This window comes from Paraburkholderia tagetis (assembly GCF_022213065.1).
Classification (GTDB): domain Bacteria; phylum Pseudomonadota; class Gammaproteobacteria; order Burkholderiales; family Burkholderiaceae; genus Paraburkholderia; species Paraburkholderia tagetis.
Window position 1 is genome coordinate 47,946 of record NZ_JAKLJA010000010.1, and the last position, 23,331, is coordinate 71,276.

Sequence of the window (23,331 nt, forward strand, 5' to 3'; positions counted from 1 at the left end):
GGGCTGAAGTTATTTCTTCAGCGTGCCGACCATGTCGGCGGGCTTGACCCATTCGTCGAACTGCTCGCCAGTCACATGGCCGAGCGCGAGCGCGGCGGTCTTGAGCGTCGTGCCTTCCTTGTGCGCTTTCTTCGCGATCTGCGCGGCCTTGTCGTAGCCGATGTGCGGATTGAGCGCCGTCACCAGCATGAGCGACTCGTTGAGCAGCGTGTCGATGCGCGCGCGGTTGGGCTCGATGCCCACGGCGCAGTGATCGTTGAAGGAGAGCGCGCCGTCGGCCAGCAGGCGGATCGATTGCAGCACGTTGTGCGCGATCATCGGGCGAAACACGTTCAATTCGAAGTTGCCGCTTGCGCCGCCCACATTCACGGCCACGTCGTTACCGAACACCTGGCAGCAGAGCATCGTCACTGCTTCGGATTGCGTAGGATTCACCTTGCCCGGCATGATCGAGCTGCCCGGCTCGTTCTCGGGAATCGAGAGCTCGCCCAGTCCACAGCGCGGGCCGCTCGCGAGCCAGCGAATGTCGTTGGCGATCTTCATGAGGCTGGCGGCCACGGTCTTGAGCGCACCGTGCGCGAACACGAGCGCGTCGGCGGCGGCCATCACCTCGAACTTGTTGGGCGCAGTAACGAAGGGCACGCCCGTGAGCTTCGCGATGGTCTCGGCCACCTTCTGCGCGAACTGCGGGTGCGCGTTCAAACCCGTGCCCACGGCGGTGCCGCCTTGCGCGAGTTCGTACAGATGCGGCAGCGTCGACTCCACGTGCTTGATGCCTTGATCGAGCTGCGCGACGTAGCCCGAGAACTCCTGGCCGAGCGTGAGCGGCGTGGCGTCCTGCAGATGCGTGCGGCCGATCTTCACGATGTCGGCGAACTGCTTCGACTTGGCTTCCAGCGTATCGCGCAGCGTCTTCAGCGCGGGCAGCAGATGCTTGACGATGCCGTATGCGGCGGCCACGTGCATCGCGGTGGGGAACACATCGTTCGACGACTGGCCGCGGTTGACGTCGTCGTTCGGATGCACCTTGCGCGCTTCGCCGCGCTCGCCGCCGAGAATCTCGCTCGCGCGATTCGCAATCACCTCGTTGAGGTTCATGTTGGTTTGCGTGCCGGAGCCCGTTTGCCAGACCGCGAGCGGGAACTCGCCCGGGTGCTTGCCTGCGATGATCTCGTCGGCGGCCGCGATGATCGCGCGCGCCTTGCTCTCGTCGAGCACGCCGAGCGAGAGATTCACTTCGGCGGCGGCGCGCTTGATCGTGGCGAGCGCGGTGATGAGTTCGGGCGACTGTTTCTCGCTCGAGATGCGGAAGTTCTGCAGGGAGCGCTGCGTTTGCGCGCCCCAGAGCTGCGCGGCGGGCACGGCGATCTCGCCGAACGTGTCGCGCTCCATTCGTACGTTCTCGTTGCTGGCGGTCATGGTGACACTCCGATAGTGGATGCGGCGCGCGCGACAAAACGTGCGCGGCGCCTCACAGCTGCGTCTCACAACTGATTGTCGACTGGCAACAACAAGAATAGCCCGGTTAGCACATTCCTGTAGAAACCCGCGCCGGGATCGAGGTTGTAGGTACGGATCATGCCGCTTTCCTCGTCGGTCCACACGAGCGGGGAGGTGATCGAGGTGCCGCGCAGCGACGCGAGCTGGGCGGGCGTTGCGAGCGAGACGCGATAGCTCACCTTCGGCGAGGTCGCGAACTTGAACATGTCAGCCACTTCGTGTGCGATCGGCGGGCTTGCTATCGCGAGCGCGAGCTCCGTGTTGAGGTTGGCCGAGCGCGGATCGAGATTGAGCGAGCCGATCACGACGGTGCTCTCGTCGATCACATAGGCCTTCGCGTGCAGGCTCGCGCGCGAGCGCGAACCCATCACGTGCATGCGCCGCGCGTCCTCGCGCCCGGACGGCGTGGGCTTGAATTCGTAGAGCTCGGCGCCGGCCTCGAGCAGCGGCACGCGATAGGGGCTGTAGCCGGCCTGCACGGCGACGGCGTCGGTGGCCGCGAGCGAATTGGTGAGGATTGCCACGCGTACGCCGTGCCCGGTGAGCGCACGTATGGCCTGTATGCCCGCATCGTGCGGCACGAAATACGGCGACACGATCAGCACGCTGCTGTGTGCGTGGTTGAGGCGATCGAGCAGCGAGCGCATCGCGTCGCCCATCTGGCCGCGCTCGGCGCCCGAGATTTTTTCCGGCGAGTCGGCCACGAATTCCCACTTCGCCCAGGCGAGCCCGAGTTGGTCGCGCGCGATCTGCTGGGCGAGCGGAGTGGCGTTGAGCGGCTTCGCGTTGTACGGGTCGGCGGTCTCGCGCCAGTGCTTGCGCAGGTCGTCGCGCGCCACGTCGAGATCGTGCGGATCGAACTTCTGGTGATTGAGCACGCTCAGCGGGTAGGACACGCTGCTGTTCCAGTAGTCGTCGAAGCTCGCCGAAACGCTCGCCGCAATGGGGCCGGCCGTGAGCACGTCGAGGTCGCGGAACTGTAGCGTTTCGCTGGCGCTGAAGTATTCGTCGCCGAGATTGCGCCCGCCCACGATCGCGAGTTCGTTATCGACGATGGTCGCCTTGTTGTGCATGCGGCGCGTGAACTGGTCGACGTTCGTGAAGAAGTTGCGCGTGCGCGTGAACACGCTCTCGCTCGGGCTGCCATACGGATTGAACACGCGGATCTGGATGTTCGGATGGCTGTTGAGCGCCGCCATCAGACGGTCGATGTCGTGGAAATTCAGGTCGTCGACGAGCATGCGCACGTGCACGCCGCGATCGGCCGCATAAAGCGCCGAGCCCAGCAGCAGCTTGCCGGTGGTGTCCTCGTTGGCGATGTAGTACTGCATGTCGAGGGTTTTCGTCGCCGCGCGCACGAGCGCGATGCGCATCTGCAGCGAGTCGGTGCCGGTGGTGAGCAGGCGAAAACCCGATTCGTTCGGGTGGGCCGCCTCGGGCCCCGCGAGCGCGACGCCAAGCGGGGTGGCGCGCGCCTCGGCGCTCGGCAGCGCCGCGGAGGTCTCGCGCGGGAACGCCGTGGCGGGCGGGCGCGTCGCGCAGGCCGCGAGAAGCGTGATGCTCAGAAGCGCAAGCAGCGGAAGCGATGGGTGCAATCGGCTCAATCGACCCAATCGGCTCAATCGGCTCAATCGCCGCTGGGCGCGAGCGTAAGCGGCACGGCGCGGTGCCGCTGCTGCGGCGGCGGGCAGGGCATCGGGGAGGTCGGGGGCGTCAGGGACATCAGGGACATCGGTGGCGAAGCTCTGAACGGTATGCGCGGACAAGCGGATTCTCCTCTGCGGTCGACCGGGTGCAAAGCTCGCGACTCCAGTCCCTTGCGAAGCTGTCGGCGCTGCGGCGTCCGCCATGGTTCGCTTACGTCGTGCGCCTTTTGTCACCGATTCTATCGGGAAGCGACGCGCCGGGTGTGGCCCGTGCCGTGCAAGTTTCGCGCGGCATCGCGCTCGCTGCCGCGCGCCGGCTTGCCGGCCCAGTAGCCCGCGAGCAGCGACCCCGAAAGGTTGTGCCATACCGAGAACAGCGCGCCCGGCAGCGCGGCGAGCGGCGAGAAGTAGAGCTTGCCGAGCGTCGCGGCGAGGCCCGAGTTCTGCATGCCCACTTCGATGGCGAGCGTGCGGCACACCGATTCGTCGAAGCCGAGCAGGCGCCCGCCCCAGTAGCCGCCGAGCAACCCGATGCCGTTGTGCAGCACCACGCCGAGCGCCACGATCGGGCCCACCGTGGCGATGCTCGCGTGCGTGCCACCCACCACCGCCGCGATGATCGCGAGAATCGAGACCATCGAGACGAGCGGCAGGACGGGCTCCACGCGGCGCACGAGGCCACCCGCGAGACGATTCACCACAAGGCCGACGACGATCGGCAGCGCGACGATCTGCAGGATGCTCATGAGCATGCCGCGCACGTCGACGACGATCGAGGCATCGACGTAAAGGCGCGTGAGGAGCGGCGTCGCGAACACGCCCACGAGCGTCGAGAGCGCGCTGATCGTCACGGAAAGCGCGACGTCGCCGCGCGCGAGATAGATCATCACGTTCGAGGCGGTGCCGCTCGCCACGCTGCCCACCAGCACCATGCCGGCGGTGAGATCGGGCGGCATGTGCAGCGCATGGGCGATGACCCACGCGGCCAGCGGCATCACCAGATAGTGCAGGACGATGCCGGCGAGCACGGGCGCGGGCCGCGTGAAGACGCGCTGGAAGTCGGCGAACGAGAGCGTCACGCCCATGGCGAGCATGATGATCATCAGGAGCGTCGTGACGTGCGGCGTGATGGGCGCGACCGCGCCTGGATTGAAGTAGGCGAAAAGCGAGACGAGGACGGCCCAGAGCGGGAACAGTCGGGTAATCGGGGCAAGCATGAGTGGGTGGTCCGTGAGCGGGGGCGTTATTGGCTTGCGAGCGGGTCGCGAGCCGATTGTTATCGATGAGACCGGTCGGGGCGAAAGGCGCGGCAGCCGCATCCATGACGACGCCTGCGCGTGCGGCCTGGCGCGCACGCAATGCGATGGGGGGTCATGGCTATGGCTGATGCGCCGGCTGGTCTGCGGTGCGTCGCGCGCGGCCGGGGTGGCCGGCATGGCTGCGAAGCGTGCATGTCTCCTTTTGCCGGCCGGAGTGGTGCTTCGGTGGTTGGTCGCGGCAAGTGTTTCTGCGCTGACTGCGGATCTGCGCGGAGTACTTGCTCTGGGCTCATACAACGGGGGTGCTGTGTTCCTGCCTTTTTCTGCCCGCCTTCCGCCCTTGTGGGACGGACGGCGGGCCGCGCCAGCCCGCTATTTTAACTGTCCGCTTAATGGTTCGCTTAATGAGGTTCGCTTAACGAGGTTCGCTTAACGACCCGCTTAACGACCCGCTTAATGACCCGCTTAACGATCCGCGCCGGCTCATGCGATGAAAACGCCACGTCATGAACGCGGCCACGCTCGCGAGCCCGGCCGCGAGCCCCCACCAGAGCCCGAGCGCGCCCATGCCGAAATGGAACGCGAGCACATAGCCGACCGGAAAGCCGATGCCCCAGTAGCCGAGCGTCGCGGCGACCATCGGAACGCGTGTGTCCTTCAGGCCGCGCAGGCAGCCGGAGCCCACCGTCTGCATGCCGTCGACGATCTGGAACAGGGCCGCCACGCCGAGCAGCGACGCCGCGAGCGCGACGGTCTGCGCGTTGGCCGGATCGTCGAGGTGCAGGTAGAGCCCGACGATCCAGTGCGGCGCGAGCACCATCACGAGCGCCGACATCGACATGAAGCCCACGCCCAGCGCCAGTGCGACGAAGCCCGCGTGGCGCGCCGCGCGCGGCACGCCCGCGCCGATCCAGTAGCCCACGCGCACATTGGCCGCCTGGCCGATCGAGAGCGGCACCATGAACATCACCGAAGCCACGTTCAGTGCGATCTGGTGCGCGGCGAGCGGCATCGCGCCGAGCAGGCCCGCCAACAGGCCGGTGGCGAGAAAGAGCATCGATTCCACCGCGTAGGTGATCGCCACGGGCCAGCCGATCGCGAAGAGCTCGCCCATCAGCGGCGCGGTGGGCCGCCGCGCGACCACGAAGTGCTGATGCGAAGGCCGCAGATGCAGCAGCGCCATCAGCACGAGCGTGGTGAGCCAGACGGTGATCGCGGTGGCGACCGCCGAGCCGAGAAAGCCGAGGCGCGGCAGGCCCCACGCGCCGTGAATCAACCCGTAGTTCAGGAAGCCGTTGAAGAACACGCTGATGATCGAGATCCACAGCAGGCGCTTCGCCGCGCCGATGGCGGGCAGAAACGAGCGCATCAGACCCACGCCGATCAGGCTGGCCGGCGCGCCCCAGCGCAGCACGGCCGCGTACTCGCCCACCTGGTGCGCGAGTACGGGCGGCTCGCCGAGCGCGACCAGCAGCGGCGCCGCGAACGACAGCAGCGCGAACGCGGGCACGGCCAGCAGCAGCGAAAGCGCGAAGCCGGTCCAGTAGATATGCGGCACGCGGTGCAGATCGTCAGCGCCGCGCGCCTGCGCGACGCTCACGCTCACCGAGGTCAGCACGCCTTGGAGCACCGTCACCACCACGAAGAACAGGTTCGCGCCGAGCCCGCCCGCCGCGAGCGCGCCTGCGCCCAGCGAGCCGAGCAGCACGGTGTCGGTCACGCTCATGGCCATCTGCGAAAGCTGGGCGATGGCGAGCGGCGCGGCGAGGCGCGCGGTGTCGGCGGCGTGGCGCCTGAGCGAGGGCGGGGCGATGGCGCGGCTCGCCTGGCCGGCGCGCGCGGGGGCAGTGGGTCGGGTCATGAAAAGCAAGCGCGGCGCGATAAATCGCGCCGCGCGTTCAGAAAGTGCGTTTATGTCGAGGTCGGGGACTCCTGCGAGATTACCCTTCTTTCGGACAAAAAGCACCTAGATGGTGCATCCGCTTTCGGATGCATTTCACTTCGGTAGTGTGGGTCAGGCTTCGCGCACGGCAATGCGCGTGTCGCCGAGCAGCACGGACTGGCCCGCGCGGATCTTGCACGTCTTGCGCAGTTCGACCTCGCCGTCCACTTTCACGGCGCCGGAAGCGACGATCTGCTTGGCCGAGCCGCCGCTGTCGGCGAGACCGGTGATCTTCAGGAGGTTGTGGAGTTCGACGTAATCGCCGGTGAGGGTGAAATCGAGATTGGGCATGGCGGAAACGGGAGTCAAGGGCGCGCCGGGCAGGGCACGCGAAGGGTGAGCATCATAAGCGATCGCGGGCGAGCGGGCGGGTATAGCAACTCGGGGCCGGATGTCATGATTTCGCAAGAAGATGCAACGTTGCTTTGGGGCCAACTCAGCGGTGTGTGCCCGGATCGAAAGTTCAGTGCTGAATAGCGCCAGATCGCTGCAAGATCGCCGCTTGCGGGCCCGGGGTGTATGGATATACAGTATGCGTCTGCGTCGCCGCGGCGCCTGCACGAAGTGTAATGCGGCTCGATCCTTTCATTTCTCACCGCTCTCTCCTGATAGCCAGCGCGTCCGCCGTGTCCACCGTCTCTCTTGCCGATTCCCCTCACACGAGCGACGTCGCGCCCGAAGCGGCGCCGTACCTCGCGAAGCTTAACGACGCCCAGCGCGCCGCCGTCGAGCACGGCGGGCCGCAGGCGTTCGCGCCGGGTGCCGCGCTCCCGGCGCCGCTGCTCGTGATTGCCGGCGCGGGCTCGGGCAAGACCAACACGCTCGCGCACCGCGTCGCGCATCTGGTCGCGAATGGCGCAGATCCGCACCGCATCTTGCTGCTGACTTTCTCGCGCCGCGCGGCGCAGGAGATGACGCGGCGCGTCTCGCGCATCGCCGCCGGGGTGTCGGGCGCAGCGGCGGCCCTCGCACAGGGGCTCGCCTGGGCGGGCACCTTCCACGGCATCGGCGCGCGCCTGTTGCGCGAATACGCCGAGCAGATCGGCCTCTCGCCCGCATTCACGATCAACGACCGGGAGGATTCCGCCGATCTCATGAACCTCGTGCGTCACGAACTGGGGCTATCGGCGAAGGAAAAGCGCTTTCCCGCGAAGTCGACGTGTCTCGCGATCTACTCGCGCGTCGTCAACACGGGCGACTCGCTCGCGAACGTGCTCGCGCGCTCGTTCTCGTGGTGCCTCGAATGGGAGCCGCAACTGCGCGCGCTGTTCGCGGCCTATGTGGACGCCAAGCAGAAGCAGAACGTGCTCGACTATGACGACCTGCTGCTCTACTGGGCGCATATGGCGGCGGAACCGGCCATCGCGGCGGATCTGGCGGGGCGCTTCGACCATATCCTCGTCGACGAGTATCAGGACACCAACCGCCTGCAGGCGTCGATCCTGCTCGCACTCAAGCCGGACGGGCGCGGACTCACGGTAGTGGGCGACGACGCCCAGGCCATCTATTCGTTTCGCGGCGCGACGGTGCGCAACATCCTCGATTTCCCGGCGCAATTCGATCCGCCCGCACGCCAGGTCACGCTCGAGCGCAACTACCGTTCGACCGAGCCGATCCTCGCGGCGTCGAACGCCGTGATGGACGCCGCCGCCGAGCGCTTCACGAAGAACTTGTGGACCGATCGCGCGTCGCAGCAGCGTCCGCGCCTCGTCACGGTCGCCGACGAAGCCACCCAGGTGCGCTACGTCGTCGAGCAGATCCTGGAGGCGCGCGAGGGCGGCATGAAGCTCAAGCAGCAGGCGGTCCTGTTTCGCGCCGCGCACCACAGCGCGACACTCGAGATCGAACTGGCGCGGCGCAATATCCCGTTCGTGAAGTTCGGCGGCCTGCGCTTCCTGGACGCCGCGCACGTGAAGGACGTGCTCGCGGTGCTGCGCTGGGCCGAAAATCCGCTCGACCGCGTGGCGGGCTTTCGCGTGACGCAACTGCTGCCTGGCGTCGGGCCGGCAACGGCGGCGCGCCTGCTCGATCAGGTCGCGGCCTGTACGGGCGCGTATCGCGCCGCGCAGGCGCTCGCCGCGTTCGCGCCGCCGCCGCGCGCGGCCGAGGACTGGCCTGCGTTCGCGGCGCTCGTCGATACGCTCGGTGCGCGCGCGACGCCGTGGCCCGCCGAGTTCGAGCGCGTGCGCCGCTGGTACGAGCCGCATCTCGAGCGCAATCACGAAGACGCCCCGGTGCGTCTCGCCGACCTGCTGCAGATGGATAGCATCGCGAGCACCTACGCGTCGCGCGAGCGCTTCCTCACCGAACTCACGCTCGACCCGCCCGACGCCACGAGCGCCGAGTCGGCCGATCCGCTGCTCGACGAGGACTATCTGATTCTCTCGACGATCCATTCGGCCAAAGGCCAGGAATGGCGCAACGTGTTCGTGCTCAATGGCGTGGACGGCTGCATTCCGTCGGATCTCGGCGCGGGCAGCGACGAGGAACTGGAAGAGGAGCGGCGCCTGCTCCATGTGGCGATGACGCGCGCGAAGGAGGACCTGCACATCGTCGTGCCGCAGCGCTTCTATGTGCACAACCAGGCCGCGAGCGGCGACCGTCACGTGTGGGCGTCGCGCACGCGCTTCATCGCGGCGCAGATGCTGCCGCTCTTCGAGTCGCGCGCCTGGCCACCCGCGCCGGTGGCGAGCGCGCCGAGCGCGGCGGGACTGGCCGCCGCGGCGCGCGCGAAGGTCGAGATCGGCGCGAAGCTGCGCAAGATGTGGGAGTAGGGCCGCGCCTGGTGTGCCTGGCGCCTGGTCTGCCTGCTTGGCGTACTGGTTAGCGCGCCTGATTTTTTGGCGGCGGCACGAAGAAGTTGCGCAGCCACGCGGCGAGCCGCGTGAACACATCGTCGGGTTCCTCGACGAAAATTTCCGGCTTCAACAGACGCAGATATTCCATGATCTGCTGCGCTTCATGCTTCTGGAACGTGCCGTGTGCGATGCCCAGACGCAGGAGACCGCGCAATTCGCCCAGACGCTCGCGCGCAAGACTGCCGTTCGCCTGCTCGCAGCCGATCTTCGCTTCATAGACGCGCTGGCGCACCGATTCGGCGAGCCGCCACGCCGGCGTTTGCATCGACTCTTCCAGCGTCTGGATATCCTGCACGCCGGACTTGATCTGCGCGGCGAGCGGGTCGATCAGCGCTTCGTCGGCGCTCGCTTCGTGGACGATCGCGGTAGCCCATTCGCGGCACTGCTTCGTTAGCTCGTCGGGCGTCCATCCGGGCCGCGACGCAAAGCCAAAGCCGAATTCGCCCGCCTGACGCAGCAGGATCGAGACGACTTCGGGGAATTCCTTGTCGAGCGTGCGCTTGGCCCATGCGTATTGCCCGCCCTGCAAAAGCCGCTGCACGGCCTGCTCGGTGAGCGGCGTCATATTGTCGAGCAGCTTCGCGCGCAGGAAGTCCTCGAACGACGGCGTGAGGAATTGCGGGTCGAGCTTGAGCGAGACGCGCAGGAACGCGTCGAAATCCTTGCGCAGCGACGCAAGCGTTTCGTCCTTGAGATTGAGGGTGATGTGCCCCATTGTGGTTGCCCCGTGTATTCCTGGCGGTGCCTGGCCGTCGCGCCAATGCAGGCCTCGACGGTTTATCGGCGCAGCGAGGCGAAACTTGAGGCGGGACACTGAGGCGCGCCGCCAGGGCGGCGCCTGGCGGTTGCGGAGGGCATGTCCGGGAGCGGACGGGCGAGGATGGGAGGAAGGCAACCTCAGCGCAGCACCACACCCTGCCAGAGGAAGAACACGCCCAGCCCCACGGCGATAGTGAGAAGCGGCCGCTTCGTGAGCGCGCTCACGGCGACCGCCGCAAGCGCGCCGACGAGCTGCGGGTTGCGCCACGTAAGCTCGGCTTGCTGGCCGTGGGGCGAGACGGCCATCGGCACGATGAGCGCGGTGAGCACCGTGACGGGCACGAAGCCGAGCGCCGTGCGCACGATCGGCGCAAACACGAGCCGCTCGCCCAGCACGAAGACGGCGGTACGCACCGCCACGGTGATGAAAGCCATGCCGAGAATCAGGACGACGTAGTTCATGGGCGGCCTCCAGCGGCGTGCGCATCATGACAGGAAAGGCACGCGGTGCTTGCCTCGCGCGTGTTCTTGCCGCCCGGGCCGGCAGCTTGGGCAGCTTGGGCCGCTTGAGCGGAAGGGGTGGCGTGGTCGTCCTTCTCGGCAGGGCTCGCGCGCGGCTTGCGCGGCAGCGAGAGCGCGACGCCCACGGCCACACCCGCGAGCACGGCGCCGAGCAGGCCGAGCTTGTACGGCCAGCCTTGCCAGAAGAAGGCGAGCGTGCCCGCCGTGATGGCGGCGGCCAGATAGCGCACGGCCACGAGCTGCGGCACGACGATGGCGATGAACGTGGCGACCATCGCGAAGTCGAGCCCGAGCGATTGCAGACCCGGAAACGCGGCGCCGAACAGCAGGCCTGCGGCCGTCCAGAACTGCCAGTTCAGGTACATCGAGAGCCCGGAGCCGAGGAAATGCCACGGCGACACATCGCCCGGCGCGTGGCGGCGGAAATACGCCCACGCGACGGCGAACACCTCGTCGGTGAGCAGGCCGCCGAGCACGAGACGCCAGCGCATCGGCAGATGCGAGACGTAGGGCGCGAGCGTCGCGCTATAGAGCACGTGACGCAGATTCACAATGAGCGTGGTGGCCCAGATCACGGCGAAGCTCGCATGCGAGGCGATCAGCCCGAGCGCGATGAACTGCGCCGAGCCCGCGAACACGGCGAGCGACATCAACTGGCCATGCCAGGGCGAGAGCGGCCCCGAGGTCACGAGCGTGCCGAAAATGACGCCGAAGGGCGCCGAGCCGATCATCATGGGGAGCGTGTCGCGCGCGCCGGCGACAAATTCCTTGAAGCGATGGGGATGGCGGGTCAAACGAGTCTCCTGTATCGGCGAGAGTTGGCGCTTCAGCACGGGCTCCTGCCCATGCAAAGTGCCTTACTCTGGCCCCATGCAAGGCCAGGGAGCCAGCATAGCCGGGCGCGGCGCGCATGGCTTGTACGTTCTTGCGGCGCGCGAGCGGATCGTGCGGCTAGTTCGCCTGCCAGCGGCCCGGCGGCACGCCGAACATGCGGCGGAAGTGCCGCGTGAAGTGGCTCTGGTCCGTGAAGCCGGTCGCGGCGGCGACCTCGGCGACCGAGGCGCCCGCGCGCAACGGCGCGAGCGCGCGTTGCAAGCGCAACTGGGTGCGCCACGCATGGGGCGGCAGCCCCGTGGCCTGGGTGAACAGACGCGTCGCATGAAATGGCGAGAGGCCGACCGCCTGTGCGAGATCGGCCACGCGCAGCGGCGCGGTGAGATCGGCGGCCAACAGCGCCTTCATGATTTCGACACGCGGCTCGTTTGCAGCGGACCCGAGCCGGGCCTCGTGCGTGCGCGCGTGGCGGGTGAGAAGCGTCGAAAGCGCGTCGAGCAACGCGTCTTCCACCGCGAGGAGGTCGGATTGCGGCGTGTTTGGCGCATTCGGCACATTCGGCACGAGCGCGAACTCCGCGTGGCGGCGGTCGGCGTCCGCCTCCAGCAGCCGGTGCGCGCGCGAGAGGCGGCGAGCGAGATCGGGATCGCGGATCACTTCGGCGTCGAACCACGGCAGCGGCTCTGCGCGGCCCGCAATTTCGCTCGCGAGCGTGTGCAGCGTGTCGACGGGCACGTACATGACGCGATAGCGCCAGCCTTCGTCGACGGCGCGCGAGCCGGTGTGGACCTCGCCCGGATTGATGACCGGCACGCTGCCCGCCTCCGCGACGTGCAGCGCACCGCGATAGCGGTAGCACTCGGCGCCGTCCTCGATCACGGGGATCGTGTAGGCCTCGTGCCAGTGCGGGGTGAATGCGTGATCGTGATATTCGGCCGTGAGCAGGTCCGCGCCGGGCAAAAGCGGCGTGCGCCAGTAACGGGCGAAATCGCGAAAACGGGAGACGGTCATGGCAAGGGTCCGGCCTGGCCCCTCAGTTTAGCGCACGGGAATAGTCGTGCCCGCGGGCATCGGCACCGCGGTGACGCTGTTCTTCGCGCTGCCGCTCACCACGCGGTCGCTGTACGTCAGGTAGACGAGCGCGTTGCGCTTCGTGTCGACCACGCGGACCACGTGCAGCGTCTTGAAGACAAGCGACATGCGCTCGCTGAAGACATCGGCTTGCTGCTTGAGCGGGGCGGCGAAGCTGATCGGGCCGATCTGGCGGCAGGCGATCGACGCTTCGGTCGGGTCCTCCGCGATGCCGAGCGTGCCTTTCACGCCGCCGGTGCGCGCGCGGGAGACGTAGCACGTGACGCCGCTCACGGCGGGGTCGTCGTAGGCCTCGACCACCACCCTGTCGGAGCCGGTTATGCGGAAGTTGGTGTTCACGCTGCCGATCTGCTCGGCGTGGGCGGCGCCTGCTGCAAGAGCACCGGCGCAAAGGACGATGGCCGGAAGCAGCCGGGCGGCGAAGCGAGTCGATTTCATGCGGATTCCCGAGAACGATGAGCCGACATTATCGGGCAGGGCGCGAGTCGAGGGCGGTTATTGGCAGTACCGGAGGTACGTACCTGGTCGCCCGTTACGGGTAGGCATGGGGACACACTCCATCAAAGCGCGTTGTTCGGCAGGTCATGCCATGCTCGTGGAGGCGATGATGGAAAGGGGAGGTGCTTGCGCAAGGCAGAAAAGAAAAAAGCCGTTGCGCAATATACGCAACGGCTTCGATATTTTGGCTCCCCGACCTGGGCTCGAACCAGGGACCTACGGATTAACAGTCCGGCGCTCTACCGACTGAGCTATCGGGGAACAGCAGTACAGCTACAACTTTAACTTCATGAAAAAGCCCGTTTTGCGATGTGATTACCGCCAACGGGCTTTTGCGAATCTTGGCTCCCCGACCTGGGCTCGAACCAGGGACCTACGGATTAACAGTCCGGCGCTCTACCGACTGAGCTATCGGGGATCAACAAAAGCAGAGAACGAGATTCTATGGGGTCTGGCGGTGTCTGTCAACACCTTGCCGTCTTCTTGTTATTTCTCCCTGTGCGAAGGAGCGCAGGGTTCAAGATGACGACGCCCCGAAACGGAACGTATGCTTAGCGCGCGAGCAGCGCGAGCTTGTCCTTCACGTCCTTGAATTCGTCGGCTTCCGGCAGCGGCGCCTTGGTCTTGGTGATGCTCGGCCATGCCTTCGCCAGTTCGGCGTTCAGCGGAGTGAAGTGCTGCTGGTCGCCAGGCACGTCTTCTTCAGCGTAGATGGCGTTCACCGGGCATTCGGCAACGCACACAGCGCAGTCGATGCATTCGTCCGGGTCGATCGCGAGGAAGTTGGGACCTTCGCGAAAGCAGTCCACCGGGCACACATCGACGCAGTCGGTATAGCGGCACTTGATGCAGCTTTCGGTCACAACGTGGGTCATTCAGGCAGCTCCTGCATGCTTGTATCGGGGGTTGGCGCGGCGTTGGCCGTTTGCCAAAAGCAATATTGTAACTGATGACGATTTTTCTCAGCCAGACGTCCGCAGCCGCTTTTATATCGTTTTGTGATTAGTTTATGCGCTACCTCGGGTGCATACGATCCATGCCCGTGCTTTGCGCGAGGTTTTACGCCATTGCACTCATTGCCCGAGCGCGCGTGGACGTGCGGCGCTGGCGGCTTGGCGCGGACGCATTGGGGTAACATGGGCGCACCCATCGGCGCACGCCGTTTGCGGCGCTGCCGCCTCGTCCCACAAGGCGAGGGCGGGGCGGCAACCGGAGCGCGCGCCTTCCGATAGCAGTCCGGCCGGCCCATCATGATCATTACTTCGCTGCTCGATACCGATCTCTACAAATTCACGATGATGCAGGTGGTGCTGCATCATTTCCCCGCGGCCAATGTGGAATACCGCTTCCGCTGCCGCACGCCCGACATCGACCTCGTGCCTTACGTCGATGAAATCCGCAGCGAGATCCAGAAGCTTTGCAGGCTGCGCTTTGCCGAGCCCGAGCTCGAGTACCTGCGCAAGATGCGCTTCATCAAGGGCGATTTCATCGATTTCCTCGCGCTCTTCCATCTCAACGAGAAGTACATCTCGGTCGCGCCTTCGCCCAAGGGCAATGGCGAAATCGACATCGAGATCAAGGGGCCGTGGCTGCACACGATCCTCTTCGAGATCCCGGTGCTTGCCATCGTCAACGAAGTCTATTTCCGCAACACGCAGCATCATCCGCAGTACGAGGAGGGGCGTGAGCGTCTGCGCCACAAGATCGAGCTGCTCGGCGCGAAGCCCGAATTCGCCGACTGCAAGATCGCCGACTACGGCACGCGCCGCCGCTTCTCGAAGCGCTGGCACGAGGAAGTGATCCTCACGCTCAAGGACGATCTCGGCGAGCAGTTCACGGGCACGAGCAACGTCTACTACGCGATGAAGCACAACCTCACGCCGCTCGGCACGATGGCGCACGAGTACCTGCAGGCGTGCCAGGCGCTCGGCCCGCGCCTGCGCGACTCGCAGATCTACGGCTTCGAGATGTGGGCGAAGGAGTATCGCGGCGACCTCGGCATCGCGCTCTCCGATGTCTACGGCATGCAGGCCTTCCTGCGCGACTTCGACATGTACTTCTGCAAGCTCTTCGACGGCGCGCGCCACGACTCGGGCGATCCGTTCGAGTGGGGCGAGCGCCTGCTCAAGCACTACGAGGACAACCGCTGCGACACGCGCACGAAGACCATGATCTTCTCGGACGCGCTCGACATTCCCAAGGTGCTGCGTCTTTACGAGCGCTTTGGCGGCCGTTGCCGCCTTGCTTTCGGCGTGGGCACCAATCTCACCAACGACCTCGGCTATCAGCCGCTGCAGATCGTCATCAAGATGGTTCGCTGCAACGGCCAGCCCGTCGCCAAGCTCTCCGATTCGCCGGGCAAGAACATGTGCGACGACAAGGCCTATCTCGCCTATCTGCGCCAGGTGTTCGGCATCGAGCAGCCCACGGAGGAAGAGAGCGCGGGCAAGTAAGTGCTTCTGCACGGACATTCATCCGCGCACGCGCCGCGCGCCATCCAGGTGCGCGAACCGAGCCAGATGACGAGCGACGCCCCGGTATAATCGGCGCGTCGCTTTTCTTCATCTGTCGAGGACGCGTATGGACTCCAAGGTCGACACCACGGCCGCCCGCCGCAGCATACTCGCGCGCATTCGCGCGGCGCAGGGCCGCGACGCGACGCCCGCCGCGCACGAGCGCGAAGCTGTCGCCGACTACCTCGCGCGTCATCCGCAAGGACCGCGTCCGCCGCTCGAAGGCGACCTCGTCGCGCGCTTCGTGGCCGAGGCGAAGAAGATGGCCTCTACCGTCGATGAAGTCGCGCAGCTCGCCGATGTGCCCGCCGCCGCCGCGCGCTATCTCGCGTCGCTTGAGTTGTCCACGCAAGCAGTGGCCTGGCAAACGCTCGAATCGTTCGACTGGGCCGGCGCGGGATTGAGCGTCGAGTTTCGCAAGCCTGAAGACCGCGATCTCGTCGGTCTGACCGGATGCTTTTGCGCGAGCGCCGAAACCGGCACGCTGGTCCTGCTTTCCAGTCCGCAGACCTGGGCCTCGGGCGCGTTGCTGCCCGAGACGCACATTGCCGTCGTGCCGGCGTCGCGCATCGTCGCCGGTCACGAGGACGCCTTCGCGCTCATGCGCGCCGAACGTGGCGAGCTGCCGCGCGCGGTCAACTTCGTTTCGGGGCCGTCGCGCACCGGCGATATCGAGCAGACCATCATCCTCGGCGCGCACGGGCCGTATCGCGTGCATGTCATCGTCGTGCAGGGCGCATGACGTTTGCGGTCGTCGAGTGCACCGCGCGTGCAGAAGAAGGTGCGCAGCACGTGAAGGACGGGGCCGCGCGACCTATGCCACCCGTGCGACCCGTGCATCCAGCGCGCCATGGACTCGGGGCGCTCGCGGGGCTCGTCGCGATGATGGCGTTCGTGGCGCCCCCAGCGCACGCGGCCGGCGTGGACGGCGCGACGCTTCCCGCCGCATGGGGCCTGCCGTTCGCGTGCATGCTGCTGTCGATCGCGCTCTTTCCGATGTTCGCGGCCACATTCTGGCATCACCACTTCGGCAAGATCTCGGCGGCCTGGGCGCTTGCGTTGCTGTTGCCGTTCGCGGCGACGCACGGGTTTTCGGCCACCTATCCGCTCTTGCTGCACGCGCTCGTCGACGAGTATGTGCCGTTCATCGTCCTGCTCGGCGCGCTCTATACGATATCGGGCGGCATCTGCGTGTACGGCAATCTGCGCGGCTCGCCGCGCACGAATACGGCGATTCTCGCGCTCGGCACCGCGCTCGCGAGCGTGATGGGCACGACCGGCGCCGCGATGCTGCTGATCCGCCCGCTCCTGCGCGCGAACGACAACCGGCGCCATAACGTCCACGTGGTGGTGTTCTTCATTTTTCTCGCCGCCAATGCGGGCGGCTCGCTCACGCCGCTCGGCGACCCGCCGCTCTTCCTCGGCTTTCTCAACGGCGTGGGCTTCTTCTGGACTACGCAGCATCTCGCGCTGCCGATGCTGTTCGTCTGCGTCGTGCTGCTCGCCGTGTTTTATGCGCTCGATACGTGGTATTTCCACCGTTCTGGCGAGGCGCGCGCGGCATTTCTCGACCCGACGCCCGATACGCCGCAGTTTTATGTGGGCGGCAAATCCAACTTCGTGCTGCTCGCGCTTGCGATTGCGCTCGTGCTGACGAGCGGCGTCTGGAAGCCGGGCATCGGCATCGCGTTGCCGGGCACGCGCATCGAGCTGCAAAATCTCGTGCGCGACGCGGGGCTGGTTGCGCTGGCGCTCGTGTCGCTCGTCTTCGCATCGCGCAAGGCGCGCGCGGACAACGACTTCGACTGGGCGCCCATCGTCGAGGTGGCGAAGCTCTTCGCGGGCATTTTCGTGACGATCACGCCCGTCATCGCGATGCTGCGCGCGGGCGAGGCGGGCGCGTTCGCCGCGCTGATCCAGTTCGTGAACGACGCGCCGGGGCACCCCAATGACGCGCTGTACTTCTGGGCGACGGGCCTGCTCTCGTCGTTTCTCGATAACGCACCCACCTATCTCGTGTTTTTCAATCTCGCGGGCGGCGACGCGCAGTCGCTCATGACGGGCGGCGCGAAAACGCTCGCGGCGATCTCGGCGGGCGCCGTCTGGATGGGCGCGATGACCTATATCGGCAACGCGCCGAACTTCATGGTGAAGGCGATCGCGCAGCAGCGCGGCGTGCGCATGCCGGGCTTCTTCGGCTATCTTGGCTGGTCCTGCGCGGTCTTGCTGCCGGTGCTCGCCGTGGCGACCTGGCTCTTTTTCGTCTAACGGGCCCGGCCGGCCCATTCAAGGCGAACCAACCTCCTAAGCGTGGAGAGCAACGATGCAAAAGATTCTCGTGGCGCGCTCGATCTTTCCGGACGTGATCGACCGTCTCAAGCAGTACTTCGACGTCGACTGGAATAACGGCGAGACGCTGTCTGCCGACGCCCTCAAGGCGCGACTCGCCGACAAGGACGGCGCGCTCACCATGGGCGAGCCGATCGATGCGGCCACGCTCGCCGCGGCCCCGCGTTTGCGCGTGGTCTCGAACATGGCGGTGGGCTACAACAACTTCGACATGCCGGCCTTCAACGCCGCGAACGTGCTGGGCACCAACACGCCGGACGTGCTCAACGAAACCACGGCCGACTTCGGCTGGGCGCTGATGATGGCGGCCGCGCGCCGCATGGCCGAATCGGAACACTTCCTGCGTGCGGGCAAATGGCAGAAGTGGTCCTTCGACATGTTTCTCGGCGCGGACGTGCATGGCTCGACGCTCGGCGTGATCGGCATGGGTCGCATCGGCCAGGCGCTCGCGCGCCGCGCACGCGGCTTCAACATGCGCGTGATCTATCACAACCGCTCGCGCGTCGCGCCCGAGCTCGAGGCCGAGCTGAACGCCGAATATCGCTCGAAAGAAGCACTGCTCAAGGAAGCCGATCACGTCGTGCTCGTGCTGCCGTATGTGCCGGCAAACCACCACACGATCGGCGCGGCCGAGCTCGCGCTGATGAAGCCCACGGCCACACTCACGAACATCGCACGCGGCGGCATCGTCGACGACGCGGCGCTCGCCGAGGCGCTGCGCACGCGCCAGATCGCCGCCGCCGGCCTCGACGTGTTCGAAGGCGAGCCGAGCGTGCATCCGGCATTGCTCACGGTCGACAACGTGGTGCTCACGCCGCACATCGCGAGCGCGAGCGAAGGCACGCGCCGCGCGATGGCGAACCTCGCCGCCGACAACCTGATCGCCGCGCTGGGCGAGGGTCCGCGCGCGGGCCAGCCGCCCAACCCGATCAATCCGGCCGTGATGGGGAAGGCGCGTTCATGAACGCTCAGCCGTTGATGGCGGTGGCGACGCTCGTGCTCGCGCTCGCGCTGGCGCTCGCGGTTTTTGCGCTTCTGCGCGCGCGCCGTGGCACGCATGACGACGAGCAAGGCGAAGCCACGCTCGACGCGCTCGACCAGTTGAGCGACCGCATTGCGGGTTCGACGGACGCCCAGGCGCGCGCGGCCGAGCGCATCGAGCGCGAACTGCGCAACGAGATCGCGCGCACCGCGCAGGCCTCGCGCAGCGAGTTCGGCGGCGGCTTTGCGCAGGTGCAGCAGGCGCTCGCCGCGCATCTCACGAGCATCGCAACCGTGCAGAACGGCCAGCTCGACAGCTTCGCGCAGCAGCTCGCGAAGCTCACGCAGAGCAACGCGCAGCAACTCGACGCCGTGCGCCAGAGCCAGCAGTTGCAGGCGCAACAGGCGCGCGAGGAGCAAGGCCAGGCGCTGCGCCATTTCGGCGACGTGCTCGCTCAGCAACTCGTGCAACTGACCGAGGCGAACGACCGCCGCCTCGCCGAGGTGCGCGCGACGCTCGAACAACGCCTGAAGGACATCGAAGCCAACAACGCGGCCAAGCTCGAAGAGATGCGCCGCACCGTCGACGAGAAGCTGCATGCGACGCTCGAGCAGCGTCTGGGCGAATCGTTCAAGCTCGTCTCCGACCGGCTCGAGCAGGTGCATCGCGGGTTGGGCGAGATGCAGACGCTCGCGGCGGGTGTCGGCGACCTGAAGAAAGTGCTCACGAACGTGAAGACGCGCGGCACGTGGGGCGAAGTGCAGCTCGAAGCGCTGCTCGAGCAGATGCTTACGCCCGAACAGTTCGCGAAAAATGTGGCGACGGTGCCGGGCAGCAGCGAGCGCGTGGAGTTCGCGATCCGGTTGCCGGGGCGCGGCGTGCAGGGCGGTACGGCCGCTTGCGCCTCCGACTGTGCGCCGGTCTGGCTGCCCGTCGACGCGAAGTTTCCGCGCGAGGACTACGAGCGGCTCATCGACGCCCAAGAGCGCGCCGACGCGGCCGGCATCGAAGACGCGGGGCGTGCGCTGGAGGCGCGCGTGCGCGCCGAGGCCCGCACCATCGCCGAAAAATACGTCGCGCCGCCGCACACGACCGACTTCGCGCTACTGTTCCTGCCCACCGAGGGGCTCTACGCCGAGATCCTGCGCCGCCCGGGCCTTACCGACGTGCTACAGCGCGATTACCGCGTGAGCGTGGCGGGCCCGACCACGCTGACGGCGCTGCTCAACAGCCTGCAGATGGGCTTTCGCACGCTCGCGATCGAGAAGCGCTCGAGCGAGGTCTGGCAGGTGCTGGGCGCGGTGAAGACGGAGTTCGGCAAGTTCGGCGATGTGCTCGCGCGCACGAAGTCGCAACTGGAGACGGTGACGCGTTCGATCGAAGCCGCCGAAGTGCGCACGCGCGTGATGAACCGCAAGCTGCGCGAGGTCGAGGCCTTGCCCGGCGAGGCGGCTTCGAGCCTGCTTGGCGACGTGCTGCGCAACGAAGAGAACGGCGAAAGCGGCGACGAGTGACCCACGCAAAAAACGAAGGGCCGTCCGCAAATCGCTGCGGACGGCCCTTTTTGTTGCCTGGGACTGGTTAGCCGATCGGTTAGCCCACAACCGGTTCGGCAGGCGCCGCAAGCTGGTCGAGCGCATCGCCCGTCACGCGCACCACGCGCCAGTCGGGCAGGATGATCGCGCCCATCTTTTCGTAGAAGCGGATGGCCGGCTCGTTCCAGTCGAGCACGGTCCACTCGAAGCGGCCGCACCGGCGCTCCACGGCGATGGCCGCAAGTGCGCGCAGCAGCGCCGTGCCGAGTCCCGTGCCGCGCTGCGACGGCTGCACGTAGAGGTCTTCGAGATAGAGCCCGCGCTTGCCGAGGAAGGTCGAATAGTTATGGAAGAAGAGCGCGTAACCGACGATGCGGCCCGCGTCCTCGGCCACGAGCGCCTCGGCCGCGGGATGTGCGCCGAAGAGCGCATCGGCGAGGCTTTCGGGCGTGCCGGTGAAGAGGTGCGTGAGCTTTTCGAACTCGGCGAGTTCGTACATCAGCGCGTGCATGGCGCCGACGTCGGCCGGCGCGGCCGTGCGGATCGTGGCGGCCATCACGCCTCCTCGGGCACGTCGGAGAGATGGATCTCGATGCCGCCGAAGCGCGAGGCGACCCAGTTGTACAGATGGCAGGCGATCCACAGCAGCACGAAGCCGACGATCGCATTGAGGATCAGCGCGCTGAACACGGTGCCGAGCTCGAAGGTGCCGTAGCGGAAGAACGCGACCACCGCGACCAGCAGCACGACCGGCACGCTGAAGGTCAGGTACACGAGGATGAGCGCCTTCGCGGTCTGCCCGGCGGCGATGAACGAAATCTGTTTTTTCATGTGAGTCGGTCCGTAGGTCGAGGGGACGTCGCTGATGGACGTCGAATTATGTTGAGCGGTGCGCGGGCTGGTCATGGGCGCTGGGCTAGACGAGGCCGTCGAAGAGCATGATGTCGACGGCGTCGCCGGCATCGAGGTCGGCGCTTTCGTGGGCGAGCACGATGAAGCAGTTCGCCTCGCTCATCGTGCTGAGCGCGCCGGAGCTTTGCGAGCCCGTGGGCGCGACGTGCCACTGGCCCTGCGCGTCGCGTTCGGCGATGCCGCGCTGGAATTCGGTGCGGCCCGGGCGCTTCTTGATGGGCGCATCGCAGCGTGCCGGAAAGAGCGGCACCGGTTGTGGCGTCGCGCCCGACATCGCGATCAGCGCGGGGCGCACGATCTGGTAGAACGCGACCATCGTGGCGACGGGGTTGCCTGGCAGGCCGAACAGGAGCGCCGCGCGCCCGGCGCCCGGCTGGCCGCCCGACCAGATGCGACCGAACGCGAGCGGGCGGCCCGGACGCATCGCGAGGCCCCAGAAGGATACGTCGCCGAGCGTCTGCAACTGGGTGCGCGTGAAATCGGCCTCGCCGACCGAGACGCCGCCCGAGGTCAGCACGACGTCGGCGCTTTCGGCGGCTGCCTTGAGCGTGGCAGCGAGCGATTCGGGGTCGTCGCGCACTCTGCCGAGGTCGACCGGCTCGATGTTCAGACGCTGGAGCATCGCGCCGAGCGTGTAGCGGTTGCTGTCGTAGATGCAGCCGGCGTCGAGTGGCTCGCCGGGCGAGCGCAGCTCGTCGCCGGTCGAGAAGAACGCCACGCGCAGGCGCCGCTTGACCGCCACATCGACCAGGCCGAGCGAGGCCATCAAGCCGATGTCGCTCGCGCGCAGCACGCGGCCTGCGCGCAATGCGGCATTGCCGCGCGCGAGATCTTCACCCTTGCGGCGACGGTTCGCGCCGGGTCTCACGGCGTCGGCGCGGAATGTAATGGTTTCGATGACTGCTTCGGCAGCGCGCTCTTCGCCCGCTGCACCGCCGCTGCGCTCCACGCGTTCCTGCGGAACGACGGTGTCGCAGCCAGCGGGCATCGGCGCGCCCGTCATGATGCGCACGCACGCCCCTGCTGCGATGGCGCCCGTGTACGGATGGCCGGCGAACGCCTTGCCGGCGACGCTCAGTGTGAGCGCCGCGCTGTCGGGCGTGCTGGCCGCGGTATTGATATTGGCATTGGCCAGCAGCGAGGCGCCGTCGAAGGCGTAGCCGTCCATCGCCGAGTTGTCGTGCGCGGGTACGTCGATCGGCGAAATCACGTCTCGCGCGAGCACGCGCGCGAGCGCATCGCGCAGCGGCACGCGCTCGCTTTGCGCGAGCGGCGTCACCCACTGGAGCACGATGGCCTGGGCGGCGCTGACGGGCAAGGCTTGAGGATCGAACTGACTAAGGCTTCCTGCGCTACCGGTAATACTGTTAAGCGTGGTCATGGAGTGGAGAAGCGTCGCATCCGCACGTTGGGTGCGGCGATCGTCCAGTGGGACGTGCATCAGGCCGGTGGCGGGCGGCGGTCGAGCCGGGCGCGCTCGTCAGGCACGGTCGAGGTCGGCAAGTTCCTGTAAGGAATTGACATTGTAAAACGCACGCTCGTCGGCAAAGACCACTTCGGCGGCCGTGTGGCGCGCGTACCACGCACGCACCTTGCGCTCGCCCGCGTCCAGAAACGCGGCGAGATCGTCGGCGAGCGAGGTGTGGACGAGCGCGAAGACGGGGTGCAGGCTGACTTCGCCGGCAGCATTCGCCGTCTTCGCCGTGGCGATGAGCGTGTTTTGCGCGCACGCGGCAATGGCCAGACGTGCGCCGAGATCGGCCGGCAGCCACGGCGAATCGCACGGCGCGCTCAGCAACCATTCGGTGCGGGCGGCGCGCAGGCCGGCCAACAATCCCGCGAGCGGGCCGGGGTAGTCGGGCAGCGTATCGGCGATCACCTCCGCATGCCACCGCGCGCCGAGTTCGGCGTAGACCTCGCGGTTGCGGTTCGCGCTGATGGCGAGTGCGCCTGCTTGCGGCGCGAGGCGCGCCAGCACGTGGGCGGCGAGCGGCTTGCCGTGCAGGCGCTGCAGGCCCTTGTCGACGCCGCCCATGCGCTGGCCGCGGCCGCCCGCGAGCACGAGGCCCGTGAGCGCGGCGGCGGGGATGGCAGGGGCAGGCGAGGCGGGGGGCATTGGCGGATCGGTGT

At 67.0% G+C, this 23,331-nt stretch carries 21 protein-coding genes and 2 tRNA genes; 6 read left to right on the forward strand and 17 right to left on the reverse strand.

Going from position 1 to position 23,331, the window contains the following annotated elements:
- Positions 1-9: 9 nt before the first annotated feature.
- The 5 genes from fumC to L5014_RS14565 all read right to left on the reverse strand — a co-directional run bounded on the left by fumC (position 10) and on the right by L5014_RS14565 (position 6,638).
- Positions 10-1,419 carry a class II fumarate hydratase gene (gene fumC, locus L5014_RS14545; RefSeq protein ID WP_238464444.1) on the reverse strand — a complete coding sequence of 470 codons (1,410 nt, stop codon included), beginning with the start codon at positions 1,417-1,419 and terminating at the stop codon, positions 10-12.
- Between the two features lie 65 nt (positions 1,420-1,484).
- Positions 1,485-3,104 (reverse strand): phospholipase D family protein, encoded by a 1,620-nt coding sequence (locus L5014_RS14550; RefSeq protein WP_238464445.1) that lies wholly within the window; start codon positions 3,102-3,104, stop codon positions 1,485-1,487.
- Between the two features lie 281 nt (positions 3,105-3,385).
- Positions 3,386-4,363 carry a ketopantoate/pantoate/pantothenate transporter PanS gene (panS, locus tag L5014_RS14555; protein ID WP_238464446.1) on the reverse strand — a complete coding sequence of 326 codons (978 nt, stop codon included), beginning with the start codon at positions 4,361-4,363 and terminating at the stop codon, positions 3,386-3,388.
- A 457-nt stretch (positions 4,364-4,820) separates the two neighbouring features.
- Entirely contained in the window at positions 4,821-6,266 is a 1,446-nt protein-coding gene (locus tag L5014_RS14560; protein WP_238464447.1) for an MATE family efflux transporter, read from the reverse strand.
- A gap of 153 nt (positions 6,267-6,419) precedes the next feature.
- Entirely contained in the window at positions 6,420-6,638 is a 219-nt protein-coding gene (locus tag L5014_RS14565) for an RNA-binding S4 domain-containing protein (protein ID WP_238464571.1), read from the reverse strand.
- A 278-nt stretch (positions 6,639-6,916) separates the two neighbouring features.
- On the opposite strand from L5014_RS14565, the gene L5014_RS14570 reads away from it, so the two are divergent.
- Complete coding sequence (locus tag L5014_RS14570) at positions 6,917-9,121, forward strand: ATP-dependent helicase (RefSeq protein WP_238464448.1); 2,205 nt, start codon at positions 6,917-6,919, stop codon at positions 9,119-9,121.
- Between the two features lie 49 nt (positions 9,122-9,170).
- On the opposite strand, the gene L5014_RS14575 is transcribed toward L5014_RS14570, so the two are convergent.
- The 8 genes from L5014_RS14575 to fdxA form a co-directional block, all read right to left on the reverse strand.
- Positions 9,171-9,920 carry a DUF4088 family protein gene (locus L5014_RS14575; RefSeq protein WP_238464449.1) on the reverse strand — a complete coding sequence of 250 codons (750 nt, stop codon included), beginning with the start codon at positions 9,918-9,920 and terminating at the stop codon, positions 9,171-9,173.
- A 182-nt stretch (positions 9,921-10,102) separates the two neighbouring features.
- Positions 10,103-10,426 carry an AzlD domain-containing protein gene (locus tag L5014_RS14580; protein WP_238464450.1) on the reverse strand — a complete coding sequence of 108 codons (324 nt, stop codon included), beginning with the start codon at positions 10,424-10,426 and terminating at the stop codon, positions 10,103-10,105.
- Positions 10,423-11,220 (reverse strand): AzlC family ABC transporter permease, encoded by a 798-nt coding sequence (locus tag L5014_RS14585; protein WP_238464572.1) that lies wholly within the window; start codon positions 11,218-11,220, stop codon positions 10,423-10,425. The genes L5014_RS14580 and L5014_RS14585 overlap by 4 nt, the downstream gene beginning before the upstream one ends.
- 217 nt (positions 11,221-11,437) lie before the next feature.
- Positions 11,438-12,331 carry an AraC family transcriptional regulator gene (locus L5014_RS14590; protein WP_238464451.1) on the reverse strand — a complete coding sequence of 298 codons (894 nt, stop codon included), beginning with the start codon at positions 12,329-12,331 and terminating at the stop codon, positions 11,438-11,440.
- 27 nt (positions 12,332-12,358) lie between these two features.
- On the reverse strand, positions 12,359-12,850 hold the full coding sequence (locus L5014_RS14595) for a CreA family protein (RefSeq protein WP_238464452.1): 492 nt from the start codon (positions 12,848-12,850) through the stop codon (positions 12,359-12,361).
- 245 nt (positions 12,851-13,095) lie between these two features.
- Positions 13,096-13,171 (reverse strand) — tRNA-Asn (locus L5014_RS14600).
- A gap of 81 nt (positions 13,172-13,252) precedes the next feature.
- Positions 13,253-13,328, reverse strand: a tRNA-Asn gene (locus L5014_RS14605).
- 133 nt (positions 13,329-13,461) lie between these two features.
- Positions 13,462-13,785 carry a ferredoxin FdxA gene (gene fdxA / locus L5014_RS14610; protein WP_238464453.1) on the reverse strand — a complete coding sequence of 108 codons (324 nt, stop codon included), beginning with the start codon at positions 13,783-13,785 and terminating at the stop codon, positions 13,462-13,464.
- A gap of 375 nt (positions 13,786-14,160) precedes the next feature.
- On the opposite strand from fdxA, the gene pncB reads away from it, so the two are divergent.
- The 5 genes from pncB to L5014_RS14635 all read left to right on the forward strand — a co-directional run bounded on the left by pncB (position 14,161) and on the right by L5014_RS14635 (position 20,268).
- On the forward strand, positions 14,161-15,363 hold the full coding sequence (gene pncB, locus L5014_RS14615) for a nicotinate phosphoribosyltransferase (protein ID WP_238464454.1): 1,203 nt from the start codon (positions 14,161-14,163) through the stop codon (positions 15,361-15,363).
- A 127-nt stretch (positions 15,364-15,490) separates the two neighbouring features.
- Positions 15,491-16,165, forward strand: coding sequence for a LutC/YkgG family protein (locus L5014_RS14620; RefSeq protein ID WP_238464455.1), 675 nt, complete (start codon positions 15,491-15,493; stop codon positions 16,163-16,165).
- A gap of 74 nt (positions 16,166-16,239) precedes the next feature.
- Complete coding sequence (locus L5014_RS14625; protein WP_420800074.1) at positions 16,240-17,691, forward strand: sodium:proton antiporter; 1,452 nt, start codon at positions 16,240-16,242, stop codon at positions 17,689-17,691.
- Between the two features lie 55 nt (positions 17,692-17,746).
- Entirely contained in the window at positions 17,747-18,736 is a 990-nt protein-coding gene (locus L5014_RS14630; RefSeq protein WP_238464456.1) for a 2-hydroxyacid dehydrogenase, read from the forward strand.
- Positions 18,733-20,268, forward strand: a complete 1,536-nt coding sequence (locus L5014_RS14635) for a DNA recombination protein RmuC (protein ID WP_420800069.1) — start codon at positions 18,733-18,735, stop codon at positions 20,266-20,268. The genes L5014_RS14630 and L5014_RS14635 overlap by 4 nt, the downstream gene beginning before the upstream one ends.
- 79 nt (positions 20,269-20,347) lie before the next feature.
- Here the strand turns inward: L5014_RS14635 and L5014_RS14640 are convergent, their stop codons facing one another.
- The 4 genes from L5014_RS14640 to mobA all read right to left on the reverse strand — a co-directional run bounded on the left by L5014_RS14640 (position 20,348) and on the right by mobA (position 23,317).
- Positions 20,348-20,845, reverse strand: coding sequence for a GNAT family N-acetyltransferase (locus L5014_RS14640; protein WP_238464457.1), 498 nt, complete (start codon positions 20,843-20,845; stop codon positions 20,348-20,350).
- Complete coding sequence (locus tag L5014_RS14645) at positions 20,845-21,120, reverse strand: DUF3566 domain-containing protein (protein ID WP_027817320.1); 276 nt, start codon at positions 21,118-21,120, stop codon at positions 20,845-20,847. Before L5014_RS14645 ends, L5014_RS14640 begins: the two co-directional genes overlap by 1 nt.
- A gap of 85 nt (positions 21,121-21,205) precedes the next feature.
- On the reverse strand, positions 21,206-22,582 hold the full coding sequence (moeA, locus tag L5014_RS14650; RefSeq protein ID WP_238464458.1) for a molybdopterin molybdotransferase MoeA: 1,377 nt from the start codon (positions 22,580-22,582) through the stop codon (positions 21,206-21,208).
- Positions 22,583-22,681: 99 nt separating this feature from the next.
- Positions 22,682-23,317: a molybdenum cofactor guanylyltransferase MobA gene (mobA, locus tag L5014_RS14655; RefSeq protein WP_238464459.1), complete on the reverse strand. Its 636-nt coding sequence runs from the start codon at positions 23,315-23,317 to the stop codon at positions 22,682-22,684.
- Positions 23,318-23,331 lie beyond the last annotated feature (14 nt).

Coding starts and splice junctions, on each gene's coding strand:
- fumC (WP_238464444.1), bottom strand. CDS start 1,419: ATGACCGCCAGCAACGAGAACGTACGAATGGAGCGCGACACGTTCGGC.
- panS (WP_238464446.1), bottom strand. CDS start 4,363: ATGCTTGCCCCGATTACCCGACTGTTCCCGCTCTGGGCCGTCCTCGTC.
- L5014_RS14560 (WP_238464447.1), bottom strand. CDS start 6,266: ATGACCCGACCCACTGCCCCCGCGCGCGCCGGCCAGGCGAGCCGCGCC.
- L5014_RS14565 (WP_238464571.1), bottom strand. CDS start 6,638: ATGCCCAATCTCGATTTCACCCTCACCGGCGATTACGTCGAACTCCAC.
- L5014_RS14570 (WP_238464448.1), top strand. CDS start 6,917: ATGCGGCTCGATCCTTTCATTTCTCACCGCTCTCTCCTGATAGCCAGC.
- L5014_RS14575 (WP_238464449.1), bottom strand. CDS start 9,920: ATGGGGCACATCACCCTCAATCTCAAGGACGAAACGCTTGCGTCGCTG.
- L5014_RS14580 (WP_238464450.1), bottom strand. CDS start 10,426: ATGAACTACGTCGTCCTGATTCTCGGCATGGCTTTCATCACCGTGGCG.
- L5014_RS14585 (WP_238464572.1), bottom strand. CDS start 11,220: ATGATGATCGGCTCGGCGCCCTTCGGCGTCATTTTCGGCACGCTCGTG.
- L5014_RS14590 (WP_238464451.1), bottom strand. CDS start 12,331: ATGACCGTCTCCCGTTTTCGCGATTTCGCCCGTTACTGGCGCACGCCG.
- L5014_RS14595 (WP_238464452.1), bottom strand. CDS start 12,850: ATGAAATCGACTCGCTTCGCCGCCCGGCTGCTTCCGGCCATCGTCCTT.
- fdxA (WP_238464453.1), bottom strand. CDS start 13,785: ATGACCCACGTTGTGACCGAAAGCTGCATCAAGTGCCGCTATACCGAC.
- pncB (WP_238464454.1), top strand. CDS start 14,161: ATGATCATTACTTCGCTGCTCGATACCGATCTCTACAAATTCACGATG.
- L5014_RS14620 (WP_238464455.1), top strand. CDS start 15,491: ATGGACTCCAAGGTCGACACCACGGCCGCCCGCCGCAGCATACTCGCG.
- L5014_RS14625 (WP_420800074.1), top strand. CDS start 16,240: ATGCCACCCGTGCGACCCGTGCATCCAGCGCGCCATGGACTCGGGGCG.
- L5014_RS14630 (WP_238464456.1), top strand. CDS start 17,747: ATGCAAAAGATTCTCGTGGCGCGCTCGATCTTTCCGGACGTGATCGAC.
- L5014_RS14635 (WP_420800069.1), top strand. CDS start 18,733: ATGAACGCTCAGCCGTTGATGGCGGTGGCGACGCTCGTGCTCGCGCTC.
- L5014_RS14640 (WP_238464457.1), bottom strand. CDS start 20,845: ATGGCCGCCACGATCCGCACGGCCGCGCCGGCCGACGTCGGCGCCATG.
- L5014_RS14645 (WP_027817320.1), bottom strand. CDS start 21,120: ATGAAAAAACAGATTTCGTTCATCGCCGCCGGGCAGACCGCGAAGGCG.
- moeA (WP_238464458.1), bottom strand. CDS start 22,582: ATGACCACGCTTAACAGTATTACCGGTAGCGCAGGAAGCCTTAGTCAG.
- mobA (WP_238464459.1), bottom strand. CDS start 23,317: ATGCCCCCCGCCTCGCCTGCCCCTGCCATCCCCGCCGCCGCGCTCACG.